Raw genomic sequence first — 16,804 nt, 5'->3', positions numbered from 1 at the left:
ACGCATGGTAGTGACAATTATGAAAATAATGTTTATGACACAAACTGCATCCGATGAAATGGCATTTCTCATAAATCAGTATCTGATTATGACAAAAGAAACTATGCCAGAAATGGCACGTAAAGCGTCAAGCACTTGGCCGGTTAAGCATGATCATTGTTTTCAGCGTATTGTGCTTGATTCAGTATGCCAAGGTGTATGGTACGAGAGCATTAAGCGTCCTGCATATAAACATTTGACTTACCCGCAGGCAGAGCTTGCCGTTAAACTGTGTAATGAAATTATTGCGGGTCAGGTCGACTTGTCAGGCCTGAATTTACAGTCACTCACTTGGCGGGGCAAGCGCTAGGTTAGCGTGTTAATAGTGGCTGGTTTAACAGGTAAATTTGCATTCTTTATAAATTGAATGAAGAGTCTAAGCATGTTTCAATAGCATGCTATGCACTCACGCAACTTACATAAAAACGGCTATGATTTCGAGGCGCTAACGCGAACTCACCCTTTGCTTGCGCCCCATGTTATACGAAACCCTAGCGCAAGAAAAACAATCGACTTTGGTAATGCGCATGCAGTGAAGGCGCTGAATGCGGCTTTGTTAAAGCGCTACTATCATATTGAACACTGGGACATTCCTGAGGGGTATTTGTGTCCGCCCATTCCTGGACGAGCCGATTATATTCATGCCATTGCCGATTTATTAAGCGCTTCGCCCGCCACCCCAGCATCGACGAGACAGTTTCCTGCCAGGCTCGTAGGCCTAGACATAGGTACTGGCGCAAATCTAATTTACCCCATTATTGGTAGTCAATCGTATGGTTGGCATTTTGTGGCTAGTGATGTAGACAAGGGTGCCATTGCGTCTGCAAATTTGATTCGGTCTAGTAATTCTGTGCTGCGAAAAAGCGTCAGGATCCTCCAGCAGCATAAGCTTAACAGCATTTTTGATGGCGTAATAAAGCCACATGAGCAATTCGCATTTAGCATGTGTAATCCACCTTTTCACAATAGTCAAAAAGAAGCGTTAGCGGGCTCTATGCAAAAAAATCAAAACATTAAGCGTAACCAAGATAAGCGTCATTCCTCAATTCAAGGCCATAGCTCGCCAAAAAATGATCGAAGTGGCTCTCATCTGAATTTTGCAGGACAAAAGAATGAGCTGTGGTGCGCCGGTGGTGAAGTGGGCTTCATCAGCCGCATGATTGCTGAAAGTGTGCATTATAAAGAACAAGTAACGTGGTTTACGTCTTTGGTGGCTAAGCAGAAAAGTTTAGCGCCACTATATAAGAAGCTCACTCAGGTTGGAGCACTAGAATATAAAACAGTAGGTATGGCGCAAGGCAGCAAAATAAGTCGTTTTATTGCATGGCGCTTTTAACTGTCTTTTTTCCCACAAAATGTTCGATATTGACACAGCCCAGATGTCTCCTTTTAGTGGCATTGTGTCAGTACCACCGTATATGTTGGGAAGTACAATCGAATAATTTTGTGTCAGGCGAGAATAGAGCGAAATTCACATCCACTTGGGCATGGGTTGGCAATTATTTTCAGACGAAAGAACTAGCAAGCGCCTGTCGCTGGGCTTTACCGATGGACAAGCCCTATTTACGGCAAACGAACTTAGTCCGTCATTCAAGGCTCCAGAAAAAAGGGTATGCTTAAAGTTATTGATCCGAAAGCTCTAATGATTTTATCCAGAGATAGCGGCCCGTTAGTCCTGTATCAATTTCGCCTAACAAGCGAACTTTAGTTTCTGCACCAATCTCACGGCTTTGCCAAACAGAGCTTTCAATTTCTACTCGAATTTCGCCAGTTTCATCTTTGAAAGTATAATAATCTTCTCTTAAGTGCGAGGTAATATTGCCTAAAACGGTGATGTAAGTCCCCAGTCGTGCATCAGCAATTTGCGACACTGTAGTTTTGTTCCCCTTGGCGCTAGGACCAGTGAACTGGGCTGACACGCTTAATGTCATTATTACGAGAATAACAGAAATCATTATTTTTATTTTCATAGCGACTTACTCCATTGATTAAAGTTTTAGTCCATGTGGCTAACGGTCATGGCATTTCTTAGTTCTTTAATTGTGAAAATAGTTCAATTTATCGAATCATGCTATGGCAGCGGTTATTCAATATATATCGGTGCTAATAGTTAAAAAGAAGCTTAGCGCGTATGTTATTACTTTGAATTGTCGAAAATTCAGGAGCCTGTTAGGAGTGGCCCAGGGTAAATTAATTGCCTTTAAGCCTTAAGTCTCATATCGTTCCCACCGTGTTTTGTTTTAGGATAAACGTCAAGTTCACGCATTCACTCGGTCTAGCGTTAGAGCAAAATTTACGATTTGAAGACCAAAAAGTCGCGTATCTTTTATTTTTATGTAGTTTGACAAAAGGCCTAATTATTATGTCATATCAGCAAGAATACAAACATTCTATCGAGTCTCCCGAAAAGTTTTGGGCCGAAAAAGCTGCAGATCTCGCTTGGTTTAAGCCACCTTCAAGTATCTTATCTACTGATGAAAACGGTATGGCCCAATGGTTTGCCGACGGCGAAATGAATACTTGCTACATGGCGCTTGATCATCACGTAAAAAATGGTCGTGGTGATCAACTTGCCTTAATTTACGATTCACCGGTGACTGAATTAAAAAGCCGATTTACCTACCAAGAGTTACGCGATAACGTAGCCACTTTTGCGGGCGTGCTCAAGCAATACGGTGTGGACAAGGGCGATACCGTTATAGTGTATATGCCAATGATTAGTGAGGCTATTATTGCCATGCTTGCAGTTGCGCGATTAGGCGCAGTGCACAGCGTAGTGTTTGGTGGCTTCTCAGCTCATGAACTAGCGGTGCGTATTGACGATGTGCAGCCAAAGCTTGTTGTTACGGCGTCTTGTGGCGTTGAAATTAATCGAATTATTGAATATAAGCCGATGGTAGATGAAGCCATAGTGCTTGCTAAACATAAACCTCAACACGTTATTTTGCTGCAGCGCCAGCAGTGTATCGCTAGTATGCAAGCTGTTCGAGATATTGATTGGCAAGACGCACTTTTTTCAGCAAGGCCTGCCGATTGCGTGGCAGTTAAAGCCACCGACCCGCTCTATGTACTATATACATCGGGCACCACGGGCAAACCCAAAGGTGTAGTGCGCGATAACGGCGGTCATGCGGTAGCACTTAAGTACTCTATGAGTGCGGTTTATAATCTCAAACCCGGGGATGTATTTTGGGCTGCTTCCGATGTCGGCTGGGTGGTAGGGCATTCATACGTCGTGTATGCGCCTTTGCTGCACGGCTGCACGACTATTGTTTATGAAGGAAAGCCGGTTAGGACGCCCGACGCTGGTGCATTTTGGCGAGTCGTTGAAGAATACAATGTTAAGGCTATATTTGCCGCACCTACTGCATTTAGAGCCATACGAAAAGAAGACCCCGAAGCTAAGTTGTTAGCCAATTATAATATAGACTGCTTAGAGACAATTTTTATGGCGGGTGAACGTTTAGATCCTCCCACTTATGAATGGACGTTCAAAAAAACCGGTAAGCCGGTGGTTGATCACTGGTGGCAAACTGAAACCGGCTGGGCAATTTGCGCTAATTTAATGGGCATCGAAGCTTTACCGGTTAAAGCGGGCTCGGCCACAAAGCCAGTGCCCGGTTTTAATATTCAAGTTTTAGATCCTTATGGAAAACCTCTGCCTGCTAATACACAAGGTGCGATTGTGCTAAAGCTTCCCTTGCCGCCTAGCTGCTTGGCGACTATCTGGGGAAATTTTGACCGCTTCAGTGACGGCTACTTAACAGAGTTTCCTGGCTATTACAGCTCTGGTGATGGCGGCTATATAGACGAAGACGGCTACTTGTTTATTATGGGCCGAACAGATGATGTCATCAGCGTGGCCGGCCACCGCTTATCAACGGGCGAAATGGAAGAGATATTAGCGGCTCATAATGCGGTAGCCGAGTGCACGGTTATTGGCGTGTACGACAGTATAAAAGGACAAGTGCCTGTAGGTTTTGCTCTGCTTAAAGATGGCGCAGATATTAGCGCCGCAGCCTTGCAAACCGAGCTTGTTGCCATGGTACGTAAAGAAATTGGCGCACTGGCTTGTTTGAAGCAGGTTATTGTGGTGCCTAGATTACCTAAAACGCGTTCAGGTAAAATATTGCGCAAGGTGCTTAGGCAAATTGCCGACAATGAAGAATTTACAGTGCCCTCAACGATAGATGATCCCGCTAGTGTGGCGGAGATAAAAGACATAATGCGCAGTAGTGGTCTGGTGAAAGAGTAGCTATTACTCCTTAGTTGAAGTCCTTGCTGACAAAGATATCTTGCCCAGTAATATGTCTTTAAACATGACCCAGTCACCCAAAAAACTGTAAAAAGGATACTTGAACGTAGCAGGCTTGTTATGCTCGAAGAAGAAGTGGCCCACCCACGCAAAGCCATATCCTATTATGGGAACTAGCCACAGCAGAGCGCCTGACGCGCTTATTATTACATAGGCAATAAGAGCTAATACCAGACAAGAGCCAATGAAATGCAGTAAGCGACACGTTGGATTAGTATGCTCACTTAAATAATGTGGGTAAAACTGTGAGAAGCTGGTGAATCGGGATTCTGACAAAATGCTTACCTCTTATATCGCTGGGTCATGAAAGGCTTTTTCAAGGCTTAATAAACGGGGCACAGCGGATTTCTCAGATAGCAAAACGCGTCTTCGTAAAGCGATGGTTTCGTTCATTAAAAAAGCAACGACTGTTATATGCTCTATATGAGTTTGTCATATTCAGCAAATTTATCATACTGTTTATATCTGATTCTTATTTCCAAGGAAGTTGTCTATGCATAAATGTTTGAAATTAATAAAATACTACCTGTTGAATAGTGCAGGTTTATAGTCTATTTTGCTTACACTATGCACCGACAAGTTTGTCGTCATACAAGGTCTAGGAAGACACGATGAACGAAATTTTATCCCTCACCGGCGCAAATCTGATCTCGCCTATTATTCTTAGCTTTGCACTGGGTCTTGTTGCTGCTTTGGCGCGCTCCGAACTTACAATACCCGAGGCGGTTGCCAAAGGTATGTCGATATACCTGCTGTTTGCAATAGGTTTTAAAGGCGGTGTTGCGGTTAGCGCGCACGGTATTGACACAACCTTGGTGCTATCGCTTGTGGCCGGAGTGGTGCTGTCATTTGGGCTGCCAATGCTCGCATTTGGGATGCTGCGACTCATGACGGGACTGTCTAATATTGATGCCGCGGCTGTTGCTGCGCATTACGGGTCGATAAGTATTGTGACTTTCGTTGCGACCACATCGGTACTCAAAGGCCAAATGATCGACTCTGAAGGCTACATGGTGGCAGTTGCTGCCGTAATGGAAGCACCTGCCATTCTCTCAGCGCTGTGGCTAGTGGCACGCAGCGGGTCTAAAGCTAAAATGGAGCCTGACCTTATGCGTGAGCTAATGCTTAATGGCTCCATTGTGCTGCTTGTAGGCTCGTTCTTTATAGGCGCGCTTACGGGTGAAAAAGGCTTGGCTGAAATAAGCCCTTTCATTGTGGCGCCCTTCAAAGGTGTATTATGTTTGTTTTTGCTAGATATGGGGTTAATCGCCGGGCGTGGCCTGCGCCAGTCAAAGAAAGTGCTTAGTGTAGGCGCGGTCGCTTTTGCGATCGCCATGCCGCTGGTGAGTTCTTTCATTGGTTTGCTAGTTGGCATGCTAATTGGATTGTCGCTAGGGGGGATTGTTCTGTTAATGGTTCTATGTGCATCAGCCAGTTATATCGCGGTCCCAGCTGCCATGCGAGTGGCACTACCTGAGGCCAATCCAGCGATCTATTTAACCCTTTCACTTGGGGTCACCTTCCCCTTTAATCTTGCGCTGGGGATACCTTTGTATCTTGCCATTGCCCAAACTGTAACCGGAGCTTAATATGCAAACCCATATCGCAAAACGTGTCGAAATTGTTATAGAAGCCCCATTGGAGCGCCGCCTAACCACCGCACTGACTAAGGCCGGTGTTACGGGCTACACAATACTGCCGGTGTTAGGTGGATCAGGCCGCTCAGGCCAGTGGACGCTCGAAGGCCAAGTAGGCCGCGCGGGCATGGTGTCGGTTGTTTGCTTAATCAAACCAGAGCGCTTAGACACCCTGCTAGAAGCTGCATACAGGGTGGTTGAAAAACATATTGGCGTTGTCAGTATTACCGACGCGCACGTTGTTCGGGCTGAGCGATTTTAATTTCCGCCAGCACTTGAATACGCGCTTTTTGGCGCAGTCTCAGGTTTATTAACTACCCCCCTTAGCAATATTTTTATTCGGAACACTACATTATGTTTGCACGGTTTCATCGTGAAAAAGCGCCGTTAATCGTTATCGAGTTCACTGGCGAAAAAGCGAATGCACAAAATTTCGCAGTCTATTTGAAAGGGCTAGAAGAAAACTACGCAGGCAAAGAAGACATTGCCTTAGTATTTGACGCGCGCAATGCGCTTGATTTAAACCCGGTGTATCAGCTAAAGCAGGCTAAGTGGTTAAGGCAAAATAAGGATGTGGTTGAGCGCTACTGCCAGGGGATTGCCTATGTTATCCCTAACGCTTTTTTAAGAAATATGCTCGCTTTAGTATTTAAAATTCAACCTAGCCCTGTTCAATTTAAAGTGTTTGAAACTCTTGAAGACGCTTACGCGTGGGCAAATGCGCAGTTAAAAGATTGATTTTTTTCGGGTTTACTTTGATAGTGAGGCAGCGCGATTTCAAATAGCTAGAAGATCGCAACGAGCGGATCCGCGATGTCGTACAAGGTCACAACGGTAGCATATATGTACTAACTGACGGCATAAATGGCAAAGTACTTAAGCTAACCTCGAGCTAAAACGCAAAGGGGACATAAAGACTGAAGTGTTCAAAATTTCAAATATCATTTTGAACACTCTTGCTGTTAGTTGCGTACCCATTAAGTAACAAAGACCACATAATTTTGCGTGAATTAATTACCCTTATGGAGACCCTTATGATTAATCTTAAAGCTGCCGTTTTGTTAACGTCTGTTTGTGTTTTAGCCGCTTGTTCGCCTTCAACACCGCCAGAGATGGCCGATCTAGAAAACAGTATTTTAACCGCAACGGGCAGCACGCTTGGTACTGTTACTTTAAAAGATCTTGGTGAAGGCGGAACGCAAGTGACTGTTAGCATCAGCGGTCTTGACGGCGCAGGAACGCATGCGATGCATTTTCATGAGTTTGGTTTATGTGACGCGCCTGACTTTACCTCGGCCGGTGGGCATAAAAACCCGATGGATATGGCGCACGGTAAATTGGCTGCCGATGGTCCTCATGCAGGCGACATGATGAATATAGAAGTAGGCGATGACGGTACTGGCAGCTTAACAGTTATTAATGAGCTGGTGTCCATAAACGGTGAACATGGTTTACCGGCATTGCTAGATGAAGACGGTACCGCGCTTATTATTCATGAAAAGGCTGACGACTACATAACGCAGCCAACAGGCGCTGCGGGCAGCCGCATTGGCTGCGCTTTGATTGAGTAAGTCTGCATAGTCCTAATAGTAGCTATAGAATAAATGGTAGTGGGTCTTATAAGGACTAATACCATTGAACTATACGAAGTAACTAAGTAAGTAAAAACAGCAAATCATGTGAGTCATTTGCTGTTTTTTATAGTCTTATGCTTTTACATGCCTACTCAAAAAAAGTAGCCTTTAGTAAGATATATTACAAGTATCATTCTAGGGTCCCGTTACTCAAAGAACAGCCCCAGGTAAGAGCGTAGTGCTCAACCCAAGCAGCGTAGCCATGAGCAGCACCTAATGGCAGATTTACCTAAAGGTATAATTAAACCCTTCCTACCGGTGATACGCTACAAAAATAGTTCCATTTATTTTGATCCTTATCTTAACATTTGATAGTAAATAGTAATCATTATCATTCGTATATTATTCCAAAAGGTAAAATAAATGTACCAACGCACAACAATCGCAATTTGTATCGCATCTGCGCTATTTGCTTCATCTGTACATGCAGTCGTCACGCAAGTTGATCCTCAAAAAAACGAAATTGAACGCATAGAAATAAAAGGACAGTCTGGAACATTTGAGGCATTTCCATTCAACATAAATACGGTTGAAGAGGGCAAAATTTTAGCGGGTAAAAAAGTGTCAGTCGTTGACTTAAGTTTACAGCCTACTTTTGTTGAGCCCAACTTGCGTCAAGTGTTTTCTCGTCTGCCGGGCTTATTTGTTTCTGACCAAAAAATACCGAGCATTTATAACGTTAACTATCGTGGTTTAGGTAACCCACATGAATCAGAATTTGTGGCTTTTTATCAAAATGGCATACCGCTGGCGTCTGATGTGTTTGGCTACGCTACCATTTATTATTTACCGCCTGCGCAGCGCATTCAGCGCGCTGAATTTATAAGAGGCGGCGGTGGTTTACTGTATGGTCCGCAAATTGGTCCGACCATCAATTTCATGACAACACGTGCTAACCCTGACGCAAAAAACAGCGCGTCAACCGAGCACAGTATTGGCAGTGACGGTTTCTACAGCACCTACAATGAAGTACGCTACGCAAAAGACGATTTTGGTTTTATTGCCAGTCTAGAGCATCGGCAGGCCGACGGGCCCCGCACTAACGAAGACTACGAGGTGAATTCGGGTTACGTTGGGCTCGCATACAAAGGTTTTGACGATATTCGTATTGGTTTTGATGTAGATGTATATCAATCAGACTCAGGCGAAGCAGGTCGTTTAAGCTCACGCGAATTTGCGCAAAACCGTGACTTGGTAAATACCCCTTTCAACCGTATCGAGATAGACAGAGTAATTGCTTCACTTACCTACGATCAACAGCTTAGCAATGACTCAACTCTTAACGGTAAGCTTTATTATTCCTACCAAGACCGTTTCAGCCGACGTTCTGGTGCGTTTTTAGAGCCTGCTGACGAGCCCGCAACCACGAATATTGATCAACAAGAATTCACCACTGTGGGGCTTGATGTACGCTATGCACAAGCATGGGGCGCTAACAATGTATTTACCGCAGGCACTATGTTGTATCGTGGAGACAGTCCTAGAACACGGTATGTAAGCAGCAATATTCGCTCAAACACCCAAAACGCTGACGATTTATTGTTTGATCAGGACCGGGTTATGACCTACTCATCGGTCTTCGCTGAAAACTTATTTCGCTTTGGTGACTTAAGTGTAGTGCCTACGCTGCGCTACGAGCGCGTAAATTATGATTTATTTGAACCATTAAAGCGTGCAAGTTTAGAGCGCAGTGCCATTAATATTGATAAAACTAGTAATGAACTGTTATTTGGCCTTGGCGCAAGCTATAGAGTAAATAATGCAACGGAGGTATATGCGAATGTATCAGAGTCTTACCGGCCGCAGCGATTTGATGATTTAGCGAATCCTAACGCCGAACTCACTGGGGCAAACGGGCCTGGTATTTCCAGCGCAAAAAACTTCGAGCTAGGCGTGCGCTCTATGGTGATAGACGGTCTTAACTTGGATGTGAGTCTTTTTAGAATTGATTTTGACGACAAAGTTGAGCAAATACAGGTAAACATCGTAGATGTGCAGCGAGTGAACTCTGGTAACTCTCGTCATCAGGGCATTGAGTTTAGTGCTGAATATGATTTCTTTCATCAGCAAAATAACGACAGCAAACTAATTGGCTTTATTAACGGGTCTTTATTAGATGCAGAAATTACGCAAAGCACAAACGCCAACCTAGTGGGTAATACACCAGGATTTGCGCCCGATTATGTGCTGCGAGCGGGCTTTATTTATAGCCAAGACAAGCTAAACGTTGCCTTAACCGCGACGCTGGTAGACGAGCAGTTTTGGCAAGATTCAAATCAGCCGCGAGGAGCAGGTAACGGTCAAATAAATGCTATCATTGATGCCTATCAGGTAGTCGACTTAAGCGCTGATTATGACATTAATCAGTCGTGGTCAGTGCAAGCCGGTATTAATAATTTGCTTGATGAAGATTATTACAGCCGTGTTAGAAACGACGGCATTGAGCCGGCGGCTGAGCGCACCTTGTACCTTGGGTTTAAATTTCAGCTTTAGGCTAGTTGAGGAATTTTGTAGTCACCCTCAACTAAATGCGTAAATACAAGCTGTCTTTGTAAATAAAGGCAGCTTTACGTTTAGTTTAAGCATATTCAAGTAATCCGAGCGACAAGCACCATCAAGATTTAGAGCAACATGCGCAATTAGCTAAAGGTTCAACCGTAATGTTTGTCCAAGTACAAGTCATTGCGTCAAAGAATTGCAAAGTATTTACCGGAGTAGTGCCATATTGGGTGAGTATTTTTATCGCTTCCAATGCCTGCATTGCCCCCACAATACCCACCAAAGGCGAGATAACGCCGGCTTCTGTACAGCTTAAACTTTGCTCACCAAAAAAATGACTCATACAGGCATAGCATGCACTTTTACGCTGCGGGATAACGCAAAATACTTGCCCTTCCATGCGAATAGCGGCGCCCGACACCAGCGGTGTTTTTTGCGCGTAGCAATGCTTGTTAAGCTCGTTTCTAGTGGCTAGGTTGTCACTGCAATCAAGTACTATATCGTGCTGCTGTATGGCCTGACAAAGTTCATCGGGACCTAGCCTATGATCAATCGGAAGCACCTCAACAAAGTGGTTAATATTACGCAAAGTCTGCGCGGCTGAATCTACTTTTTTATCACCTATGCTACTTTCAAAGTGAAGCACCTGACGTTGTAAATTAGTACTTTCAACAATATCATCATCAACAATAGTAATCTTACCTATACCGCCTGCCACCAAGTACTGCGAGGCCGCGCAGCCTAATCCGCCAACCCCAATAAGCAATACACTGCTATTGATCAGTAACTCTTGTTTGTCCAAATCAAAGCCCGACAGCATAATTTGGCGGCTATAGCGCATAGCCTGTGCTGTAGTAATTGTTTGCATTTATATTTTCCAGTGGACATTTATGTGTGAGCAATAATAAGACAGCCCTTATGGGTAAAGTATACAGCGTATAAGTGTATTGTGAATGGCAAGTCTTTTGACGATGATGTATTCTTTAAAACATACGCAATGACGATTAGACCAATGTCATAATAATGGAGAACTAGATGAAAAAGTTTTTAATAGCAGTGGTAGTCATTGCAGTATTGCTAGGTGGCGGCGCATGGTATTTGCTAAGCGGTGCAGGAGATTTTATTCGTGCTCAAATTGAAGAGCAAGGTAGCCAGTTTTTAGGCACGCGCGTTTCTGTTTTTTCCGTAGACGTAGCCTATTCACAAGGGCGCATGACGATTACAGATGTAGACGTAGAAAATCCAGCTGGGTTTAGTCAGTCTAACGCCTTTAGTTTTGAGTCAATTACACTTGAATTAGGAGAGGTATTAGGCGAACCCTACACGGTTAAAACGCTTATTGTGAACGCGCCAGAAGTACTATATGAAGTAGATGCAAAAGGCCAAGGCAACCTAATAATATTAAAAAATAACCTGATGGCTAACTTGCCCAAAAACAACGAGCCTGTTGACCCTAACAAAAAGGCTGCTAACCCTCTTGTTATTGTTGAAAACGTGACGCTCAGCGAGGTGCGCCTTAAGCTTGATTTTGAAAAACTGTCCACAGGGGAGTTAAACATTGAGAAAAAGGTGTATGAAATTACCTTGCCCACGTTCAATGCGGGTTCAATTGGGAAGCCAAACGGTATCCCAGCAGACCAAGTAGGCGCGGCCATTGTAAACGCATTGCTTGACAACATAATTGCTCAAGCTAAAGCCGAGGCTAAAAATCGCTTAAAAGAAGAGGCAGAAAGAAAGCTCAAAGAAAAGGTGGATGAAGAAAAACAGAAGTTGCTAGACAAAGCAGGTGATAAACTGAAGGGCTTATTTGGTGAGTAAAGCACAGCCCATACCCAATAGCTTGAGTCATATTGATGAAAGCGGCAAAGCGAATATGGTCGACGTTTCAAATAAAGAGATTACGCAGCGTATCGCGCGTGCTGAAGGATATATAAGTATGCTGCCAACGGTCATTGAGCAAATACAGCAAAACCAAATTGCTAAAGGTGATGTGTTTAGCGTGGCCCGTATTGCCGGTATTCAAGCAAGTAAAAACTGCGCTAATTTAATTCCGCTGTGCCACCCTTTAATGCTGACTAAGATACAGATTGATTTTGAAATTGATGAAGAGCAAAATCAAATACGTATTCTGTGCATGTGCAAATTAAACGGTAACACAGGGGTTGAAATGGAAGCGTTAACGGGCGTGTCGGTGGCGGCCCTAACTTTGTTTGATATGTGTAAGGCTGCTGATCCCAATATGACTATTCATTCTATCCGCGTACTTGAAAAAACGGGCGGTAAGACTGGGCACTGGCAAAGGACGTGAGTAAGCGCGACTATGCCACGCCCTTTGTCGCCTCTCTTAATTGCGGTTACTCACGTACTCATCGTAACTGCCTTGGAAGTAGTTTAACTTTTTATCTTTAATTTCAATAATAGAGCTGGCCAAAGTAGACACAAACTCACGGTCATGGCTAACAAAAATAAGCGTACCATCGAAGTTTTTGAGGGCAGTGTTCAACGCTTCAATTGCTTCCATATCCATGTGATTTGTTGGTTCGTCCATTACAATGACATTAATCTCTTGCATCATAAGTTTGCCAAACAGTAGGCGATTCTTTTCGCCTCCTGAACAAACCTTTACGTCTTTTTCAATGTCGTCGGCGCTAAACAACAATCTTCCCAATATAGCGCGTACGGCTAGGTCGTCGTGCTTAGGTGTGCGCCATCTTGACATCCAATCAAATACCGTCGCAGAGCGCTCAAAGTCGCTGCTAACGTCTTGAGCCAAATAGCCAATAGAAGCATTTTCAGACCATTTTACGATGCCTTTGTTGGCTTCAAGCTCTTTTACTAAGCAGCGTAAAAAGGTTGTTTTACCCGCACCGTTTTCGCCTATTACAGCAAGCTTTGCGCCAGCTTCAAGTAAAATATCTGTACCTGTAAATAAAGTTTCGCCGTTAAAGCCATGCGATACGTCATGAAGTTCAAGCGCTAAGCGGTGCAGTTTTTTATGTTGCTTGTAGGTAATGTAAGGAGTTTGTCGACTTGACGCTACGACCTCGTCTAGCTGAATTTTATCCATGCGTTTGGCCCGCGAAGTCGCCTGTTTTGCTTTTGACGCATTTGCTGAGAAGCGTGCTACGAAGCTTTTTAGCTCAGTAATTTCTGCGGATTTTTTGGCATTTTCAGTATGCAGTTGTTCTTGAACTAGGCTGGCTGATGCCATATAAGACTCGTAGTTGCCGACATAAATGCGCAATTCGCCATAGTCAATGTCAGCCATATGCGTGCACACCGCGTTTAAGAAATGGCGATCGTGCGAGACAATAATCATTGTGCATTTTCGCTGGTTTAAAACGTCTTCTAGCCACTTTATGGTAAATATGTCGAGGTTGTTGGTCGGCTCATCTAATAGTAAAATTTCTGGATTTGAAAATAAAGCTTGAGCAATTAGCACGCGTAGTTTTACACCTGGTGCAACTGCCGACATCAAACCGAAGTGATATGACTCGCTAATGCCTGCTTCTAGTAGGAGTTCTATGGCGCGCGATTCTGCGGTATAGCCGTCCATTTCTGCAAATTCAGATTCCAAATCGGCTACTCTCATGCCGTCTTCTTCAGACATTTCAGGCAGTGAGTAAATACGATCTCTTTCTTTTTTGACTTTCCACAGCGCGGCGTCGCCCATGATTACCGCATCGACTACCGAGAATTCTTCAAAGGCAAATTGGTTTTGATTCAATGTGCCAATACGCTCGCCTGGCATTACTGATACATTACCTGAGGATGGTGTTAGCTCACCGCTGAGAATTTTCATGAAGGTTGATTTGCCACAGCCGTTAGCGCCAATTAAGCCGTAACGATTGCCGTTACCGAATTTAGCCGAAATATTTTCAAACAATGGCTTAGCGCCAAATTGCATAGTGATGTTAGCGGTAGTGATCAAACTGGTATTTCCTTTGACGGTATAAAATGCATGGATACTGATAAAAGATGACAGACAAGCATATAGTTTGTGCAAAAATTGCGCGCGCACTATACCCTAAAAGCCATATTCATTAAACCTATGATTGGTTGATACTTAACAAATTTCTAATTTGAACGGATTTAGCGAGTAAAACCGTCCTTTTGTAACGTTTTGTTAACCTCAATGTGCTAAAACATTCTACGGACTGCTGAAAAAATGCGAAGTTTTTGAAAATCATGTTACCGGCTAAGATGTTTACGGCAACATTAATTAACGCACCAATTTAGTATTTTAATAGCATTCGTTATTTCACTTTCTTTTTGTAGCTTATAGACTCACACAGTCGTTAAGCAATTTATTTAATACAGCGCAGCTAATATAGTTATGATGGAAGAGAAAAAAGGCCGTTTGCACAAAGCTTACTACCGTAATGGTGAAAATCATCGCGCGGGTGCCGACGTTAGTTTTGGCGATATTGTAAAAGTATTTGGCTTTAGAGGTGTTGAGGTTGGACGCTGGGTAAGCAAAGAAGAGCAGCAGTTAGCGGCTAACCTATTTTTTGACGCGCTGTGTGACTTAATGGATATTTTGTCAGTACCAGAGCAAGTTATATCGTTGAACGCCACGTTAGCGATTAATTTTGGTATAGGCGGCCGTAAAGGCGCTTATGCCCATTATAATGGGGCAAGCCGAACCCTAGCGTTGGCCAAGAACGCGGGTGGAGGCGCGCTCGCGCATGAGTGGTTTCATGCCTATGACCATTACATTTGCACCCGCCAGTTCCATACTACCAACCCGAGACTTTATGCCAGTGAAGTATGGCTTAACAACATAGCCCAACTTAAACCACATCCGCTCAACCTAGAATTAGCAAGCGCTTTTGAAAGTATGTTCCTAAAGCTTGATAAGACCGGCCCGAGTGAACTCATGCAGCAAAGTATTTTGACCGACAAATCATACAATATGTTTTACTATGCAAGGCCGCAAGAGGTCGCTGCAAGAGCCTTTGAGAGAATGATACAAGAACATAGGCTTAAAAATAGCTTTTTAGTCGCTGGCACTATGCAAAGTAAAGAAGCACGAGTTGGGCTGTATCCGCATTCTGATAGTCTATTCAAAATTCAGTACCATTTGTACGGCTACTTTGCAGGTTTAGCACGTAGTTTACGACGCTAAGCCTGTCCAGTTTAATAAACCAAGGTGGTGGCGTTCAAACGATGCTATGGTTTAGAAGTAAGCGCCGATTGAATAATGGTCGCATGTTCAGCCAAATCGTGGCCTAAATTGGTCAAGTAACCGCCGTCGTGCTGATCAACAATCCCTTTTTCAAATAAACGCTGGGCTGCGTTGACTAAAGCTGGGTCGGCATTGTTATGGATCTTTATACCCTGCATAAGACTTTTGTCTGGAAATTTTAAGATAAGATTTAATTCGTCAACAAGCTCTTTAGTAAATGACATGCTTTCTCCTTTAAAATTATGTTCTCGTGCTGTAAATAGTATCGAATTTCATGTCTTAGACTATCGTTTTACGCTCACAAACACAAAACAAAAAGTAGGTTAATGAAAAATAACTGCAGCGGTTTCTGCCCTAATCTTTGGCTTGATACAAAGCCTTGTCAGCTTGCTGTAAGACAATGTCTGGGGTCCACTTTCGATTAGGGCTAAACGGGAAAGTGGCGCCGGCCATGCTGCTGAGCCGCTGGTTCTCAAAACTTTCGGCTAAGAGGATGCGAGCGCGGCATAGCGGCTGATTTTGGCGACTACGTTACTCTGCTGCTGGCTTCACAAACTTCAATGTCATTCTATCTGACTCACCAATTTCTCGGAATTTTTCGTCTTTTTCAGCAATAGGTCTGCTGGCTTGCAGTGCCCACACGCCGTTTTCCCAATCGGCTGGGTCTTTTGCGTTGGCATTTATTTCGCTGGCGGCGGCTAGCTCAAAGCCTGCGTTCTTGACTAAGTCTACAATATAGCTTTGTTTTACATATCCACGCATACTTGTTACTGGGTCGTGCTCTAAGTCTTCAGGTCCGCGGTGCTGAACAATACCTAGAACGCCGCCTGGCTTTAGACTCGTCAATACTTCTGCTAATAAACCGTTTACATCGCCGCGGCCAATTTGGCCGTGCATGCCACGGAATATAAGCACGGTATCAACGCTGTTAGGCGAGGCAAACGGGACTGTTTGTCCAATGAAGCGAGCCGTAGCATTGTCACCAAACATGTCGCTGTCGTGATCGATAAATGTTTCGCGCCACTGCATAGAACCGTCATAGCGCTCGCCGGGGGCTGGGCTGCCATTTAATGCAATGTATTTGCCGTCTTGCGCGGTAAGTGGCGCTAGTATGCGGGTATACCAGCCGCTTGACGGACCAAGCTCTGCCACTGTCATATTTGGCTGTATGCCAAAAAAGTCTAGGGTAGCGACGGGGTTGCGATACTGGTCTCGCTCCATGTCTCTTGGTGTACGAAACTCATTACCACTAACCGCTTTTTCAATAGCGGCTTTAGCCGACATCATATTACTGTGAACTTCGTCTTTTTTATGGTCATCAGCTTTAACAGCGGCTGCGGTGAGCAAGAAAAGTGCGCTGGTTGCGCCTAATATTAGAGGCTTTATCATATCGGGTTAGGTCCTTGGCTGATGTAGCTTACTAAGCTAAGCTACTTTAATGCTTAAGATATAGCCTTATTCATACATATTCCAGTCAATTTTGGATGTTTTG

Annotated in this window: 17 protein-coding genes and 1 pseudogene; 12 read left to right on the top strand and 6 right to left on the bottom strand. The window is 44.0% G+C overall.

The features are described 5' to 3' along the window. The first annotated feature begins 19 nt into the window (after positions 1-19). Complete coding sequence (locus tag GPUN_RS08970) at positions 20-349, top strand: hypothetical protein (RefSeq protein ID WP_238528963.1); 330 nt, start codon at positions 20-22, stop codon at positions 347-349. Between the two features lie 90 nt (positions 350-439). After that, positions 440-1,375 (top strand): 23S rRNA (adenine(1618)-N(6))-methyltransferase RlmF, encoded by a 936-nt coding sequence (gene rlmF / locus GPUN_RS08965; RefSeq protein ID WP_006005820.1) that lies wholly within the window; start codon positions 440-442, stop codon positions 1,373-1,375. A gap of 286 nt (positions 1,376-1,661) precedes the next feature. Here the strand turns inward: rlmF and GPUN_RS08960 are convergent, their stop codons facing one another. Then, positions 1,662-2,009, bottom strand: a complete 348-nt coding sequence (locus GPUN_RS08960; RefSeq protein WP_006005818.1) for a NirD/YgiW/YdeI family stress tolerance protein — start codon at positions 2,007-2,009, stop codon at positions 1,662-1,664. A 392-nt stretch (positions 2,010-2,401) separates the two neighbouring features. Here GPUN_RS08960 and GPUN_RS08955 point away from each other — a divergent pair, with 392 nt between their 5' ends. Next, the gene (locus GPUN_RS08955; protein WP_006005814.1) at positions 2,402-4,294 is read left to right on the top strand and encodes a propionyl-CoA synthetase; all 1,893 of its coding nucleotides are present in this window, start codon (positions 2,402-2,404) and stop codon (positions 4,292-4,294) included. Between the two features lie 3 nt (positions 4,295-4,297). Here GPUN_RS08955 and GPUN_RS13975 read toward each other — a convergent pair whose 3' ends face one another. Continuing rightward, the gene (locus GPUN_RS13975; protein WP_081483938.1) at positions 4,298-4,633 is read right to left on the bottom strand and encodes an Mpo1-like protein; all 336 of its coding nucleotides are present in this window, start codon (positions 4,631-4,633) and stop codon (positions 4,298-4,300) included. 332 nt (positions 4,634-4,965) lie between these two features. On the opposite strand from GPUN_RS13975, the gene GPUN_RS08950 reads away from it, so the two are divergent. The 6 genes and pseudogenes from GPUN_RS08950 (at position 4,966) to GPUN_RS08930 (ending at position 10,118) form a co-directional block, all read left to right on the top strand. Beyond that, a complete protein-coding gene (locus GPUN_RS08950; protein WP_006005812.1) occupies positions 4,966-5,943 on the top strand; it encodes a sodium-dependent bicarbonate transport family permease in 978 nt (325 codons plus the stop codon). 1 nt (position 5,944) lies between these two features. Further along, complete coding sequence (locus GPUN_RS08945; RefSeq protein ID WP_006005810.1) at positions 5,945-6,253, top strand: P-II family nitrogen regulator; 309 nt, start codon at positions 5,945-5,947, stop codon at positions 6,251-6,253. 92 nt (positions 6,254-6,345) lie between these two features. Next, entirely contained in the window at positions 6,346-6,729 is a 384-nt protein-coding gene (locus GPUN_RS08940) for a SpoIIAA family protein (RefSeq protein ID WP_006005808.1), read from the top strand. 62 nt (positions 6,730-6,791) lie between these two features. Next, positions 6,792-6,887: pseudogene (locus tag GPUN_RS14740) on the top strand (hypothetical protein); the annotation flags it as partial. A 138-nt stretch (positions 6,888-7,025) separates the two neighbouring features. Continuing rightward, on the top strand, positions 7,026-7,562 hold the full coding sequence (locus GPUN_RS08935) for a superoxide dismutase family protein (protein ID WP_006005806.1): 537 nt from the start codon (positions 7,026-7,028) through the stop codon (positions 7,560-7,562). 426 nt (positions 7,563-7,988) lie between these two features. Further along, the gene (locus GPUN_RS08930; RefSeq protein ID WP_006005804.1) at positions 7,989-10,118 is read left to right on the top strand and encodes a TonB-dependent receptor family protein; all 2,130 of its coding nucleotides are present in this window, start codon (positions 7,989-7,991) and stop codon (positions 10,116-10,118) included. A gap of 121 nt (positions 10,119-10,239) precedes the next feature. Here the strand turns inward: GPUN_RS08930 and moeB are convergent, their stop codons facing one another. Beyond that, positions 10,240-10,992: a molybdopterin-synthase adenylyltransferase MoeB gene (gene moeB, locus GPUN_RS08925; RefSeq protein WP_006005802.1), complete on the bottom strand. Its 753-nt coding sequence runs from the start codon at positions 10,990-10,992 to the stop codon at positions 10,240-10,242. Between the two features lie 167 nt (positions 10,993-11,159). On the opposite strand from moeB, the gene GPUN_RS08920 reads away from it, so the two are divergent. Together GPUN_RS08920 and moaC are read left to right on the top strand one after the other, a co-directional pair. Next, entirely contained in the window at positions 11,160-11,942 is a 783-nt protein-coding gene (locus GPUN_RS08920; protein ID WP_006005800.1) for an AsmA family protein, read from the top strand. Further along, entirely contained in the window at positions 11,935-12,432 is a 498-nt protein-coding gene (gene moaC, locus GPUN_RS08915; protein ID WP_006005798.1) for a cyclic pyranopterin monophosphate synthase MoaC, read from the top strand. Before GPUN_RS08920 ends, moaC begins: the two co-directional genes overlap by 8 nt. 36 nt (positions 12,433-12,468) lie before the next feature. Here the strand turns inward: moaC and GPUN_RS08910 are convergent, their stop codons facing one another. After that, positions 12,469-14,055, bottom strand: a complete 1,587-nt coding sequence (locus tag GPUN_RS08910) for an ABC-F family ATPase (protein WP_006005796.1) — start codon at positions 14,053-14,055, stop codon at positions 12,469-12,471. A 405-nt stretch (positions 14,056-14,460) separates the two neighbouring features. Here GPUN_RS08910 and GPUN_RS08905 point away from each other — a divergent pair, with 405 nt between their 5' ends. Continuing rightward, positions 14,461-15,252 (top strand): CLCA_X family protein, encoded by a 792-nt coding sequence (locus GPUN_RS08905; protein ID WP_006005794.1) that lies wholly within the window; start codon positions 14,461-14,463, stop codon positions 15,250-15,252. Between the two features lie 44 nt (positions 15,253-15,296). Here GPUN_RS08905 and GPUN_RS08900 read toward each other — a convergent pair whose 3' ends face one another. Continuing rightward, on the bottom strand, positions 15,297-15,536 hold the full coding sequence (locus GPUN_RS08900; protein WP_006005792.1) for a TIGR02647 family protein: 240 nt from the start codon (positions 15,534-15,536) through the stop codon (positions 15,297-15,299). A 307-nt stretch (positions 15,537-15,843) separates the two neighbouring features. Next, positions 15,844-16,701 (bottom strand): class I SAM-dependent methyltransferase, encoded by an 858-nt coding sequence (locus tag GPUN_RS08895; RefSeq protein ID WP_006005789.1) that lies wholly within the window; start codon positions 16,699-16,701, stop codon positions 15,844-15,846. Positions 16,702-16,804 lie beyond the last annotated feature (103 nt).

The organism is Glaciecola punicea ACAM 611 (genome assembly GCF_000252165.1).
GTDB classification, from domain to species: domain Bacteria; phylum Pseudomonadota; class Gammaproteobacteria; order Enterobacterales; family Alteromonadaceae; genus Glaciecola; species Glaciecola punicea.
Note: the sequence above shows the minus strand (reverse complement) of the source record. Positions and strands in the feature narration are given on the sequence as shown.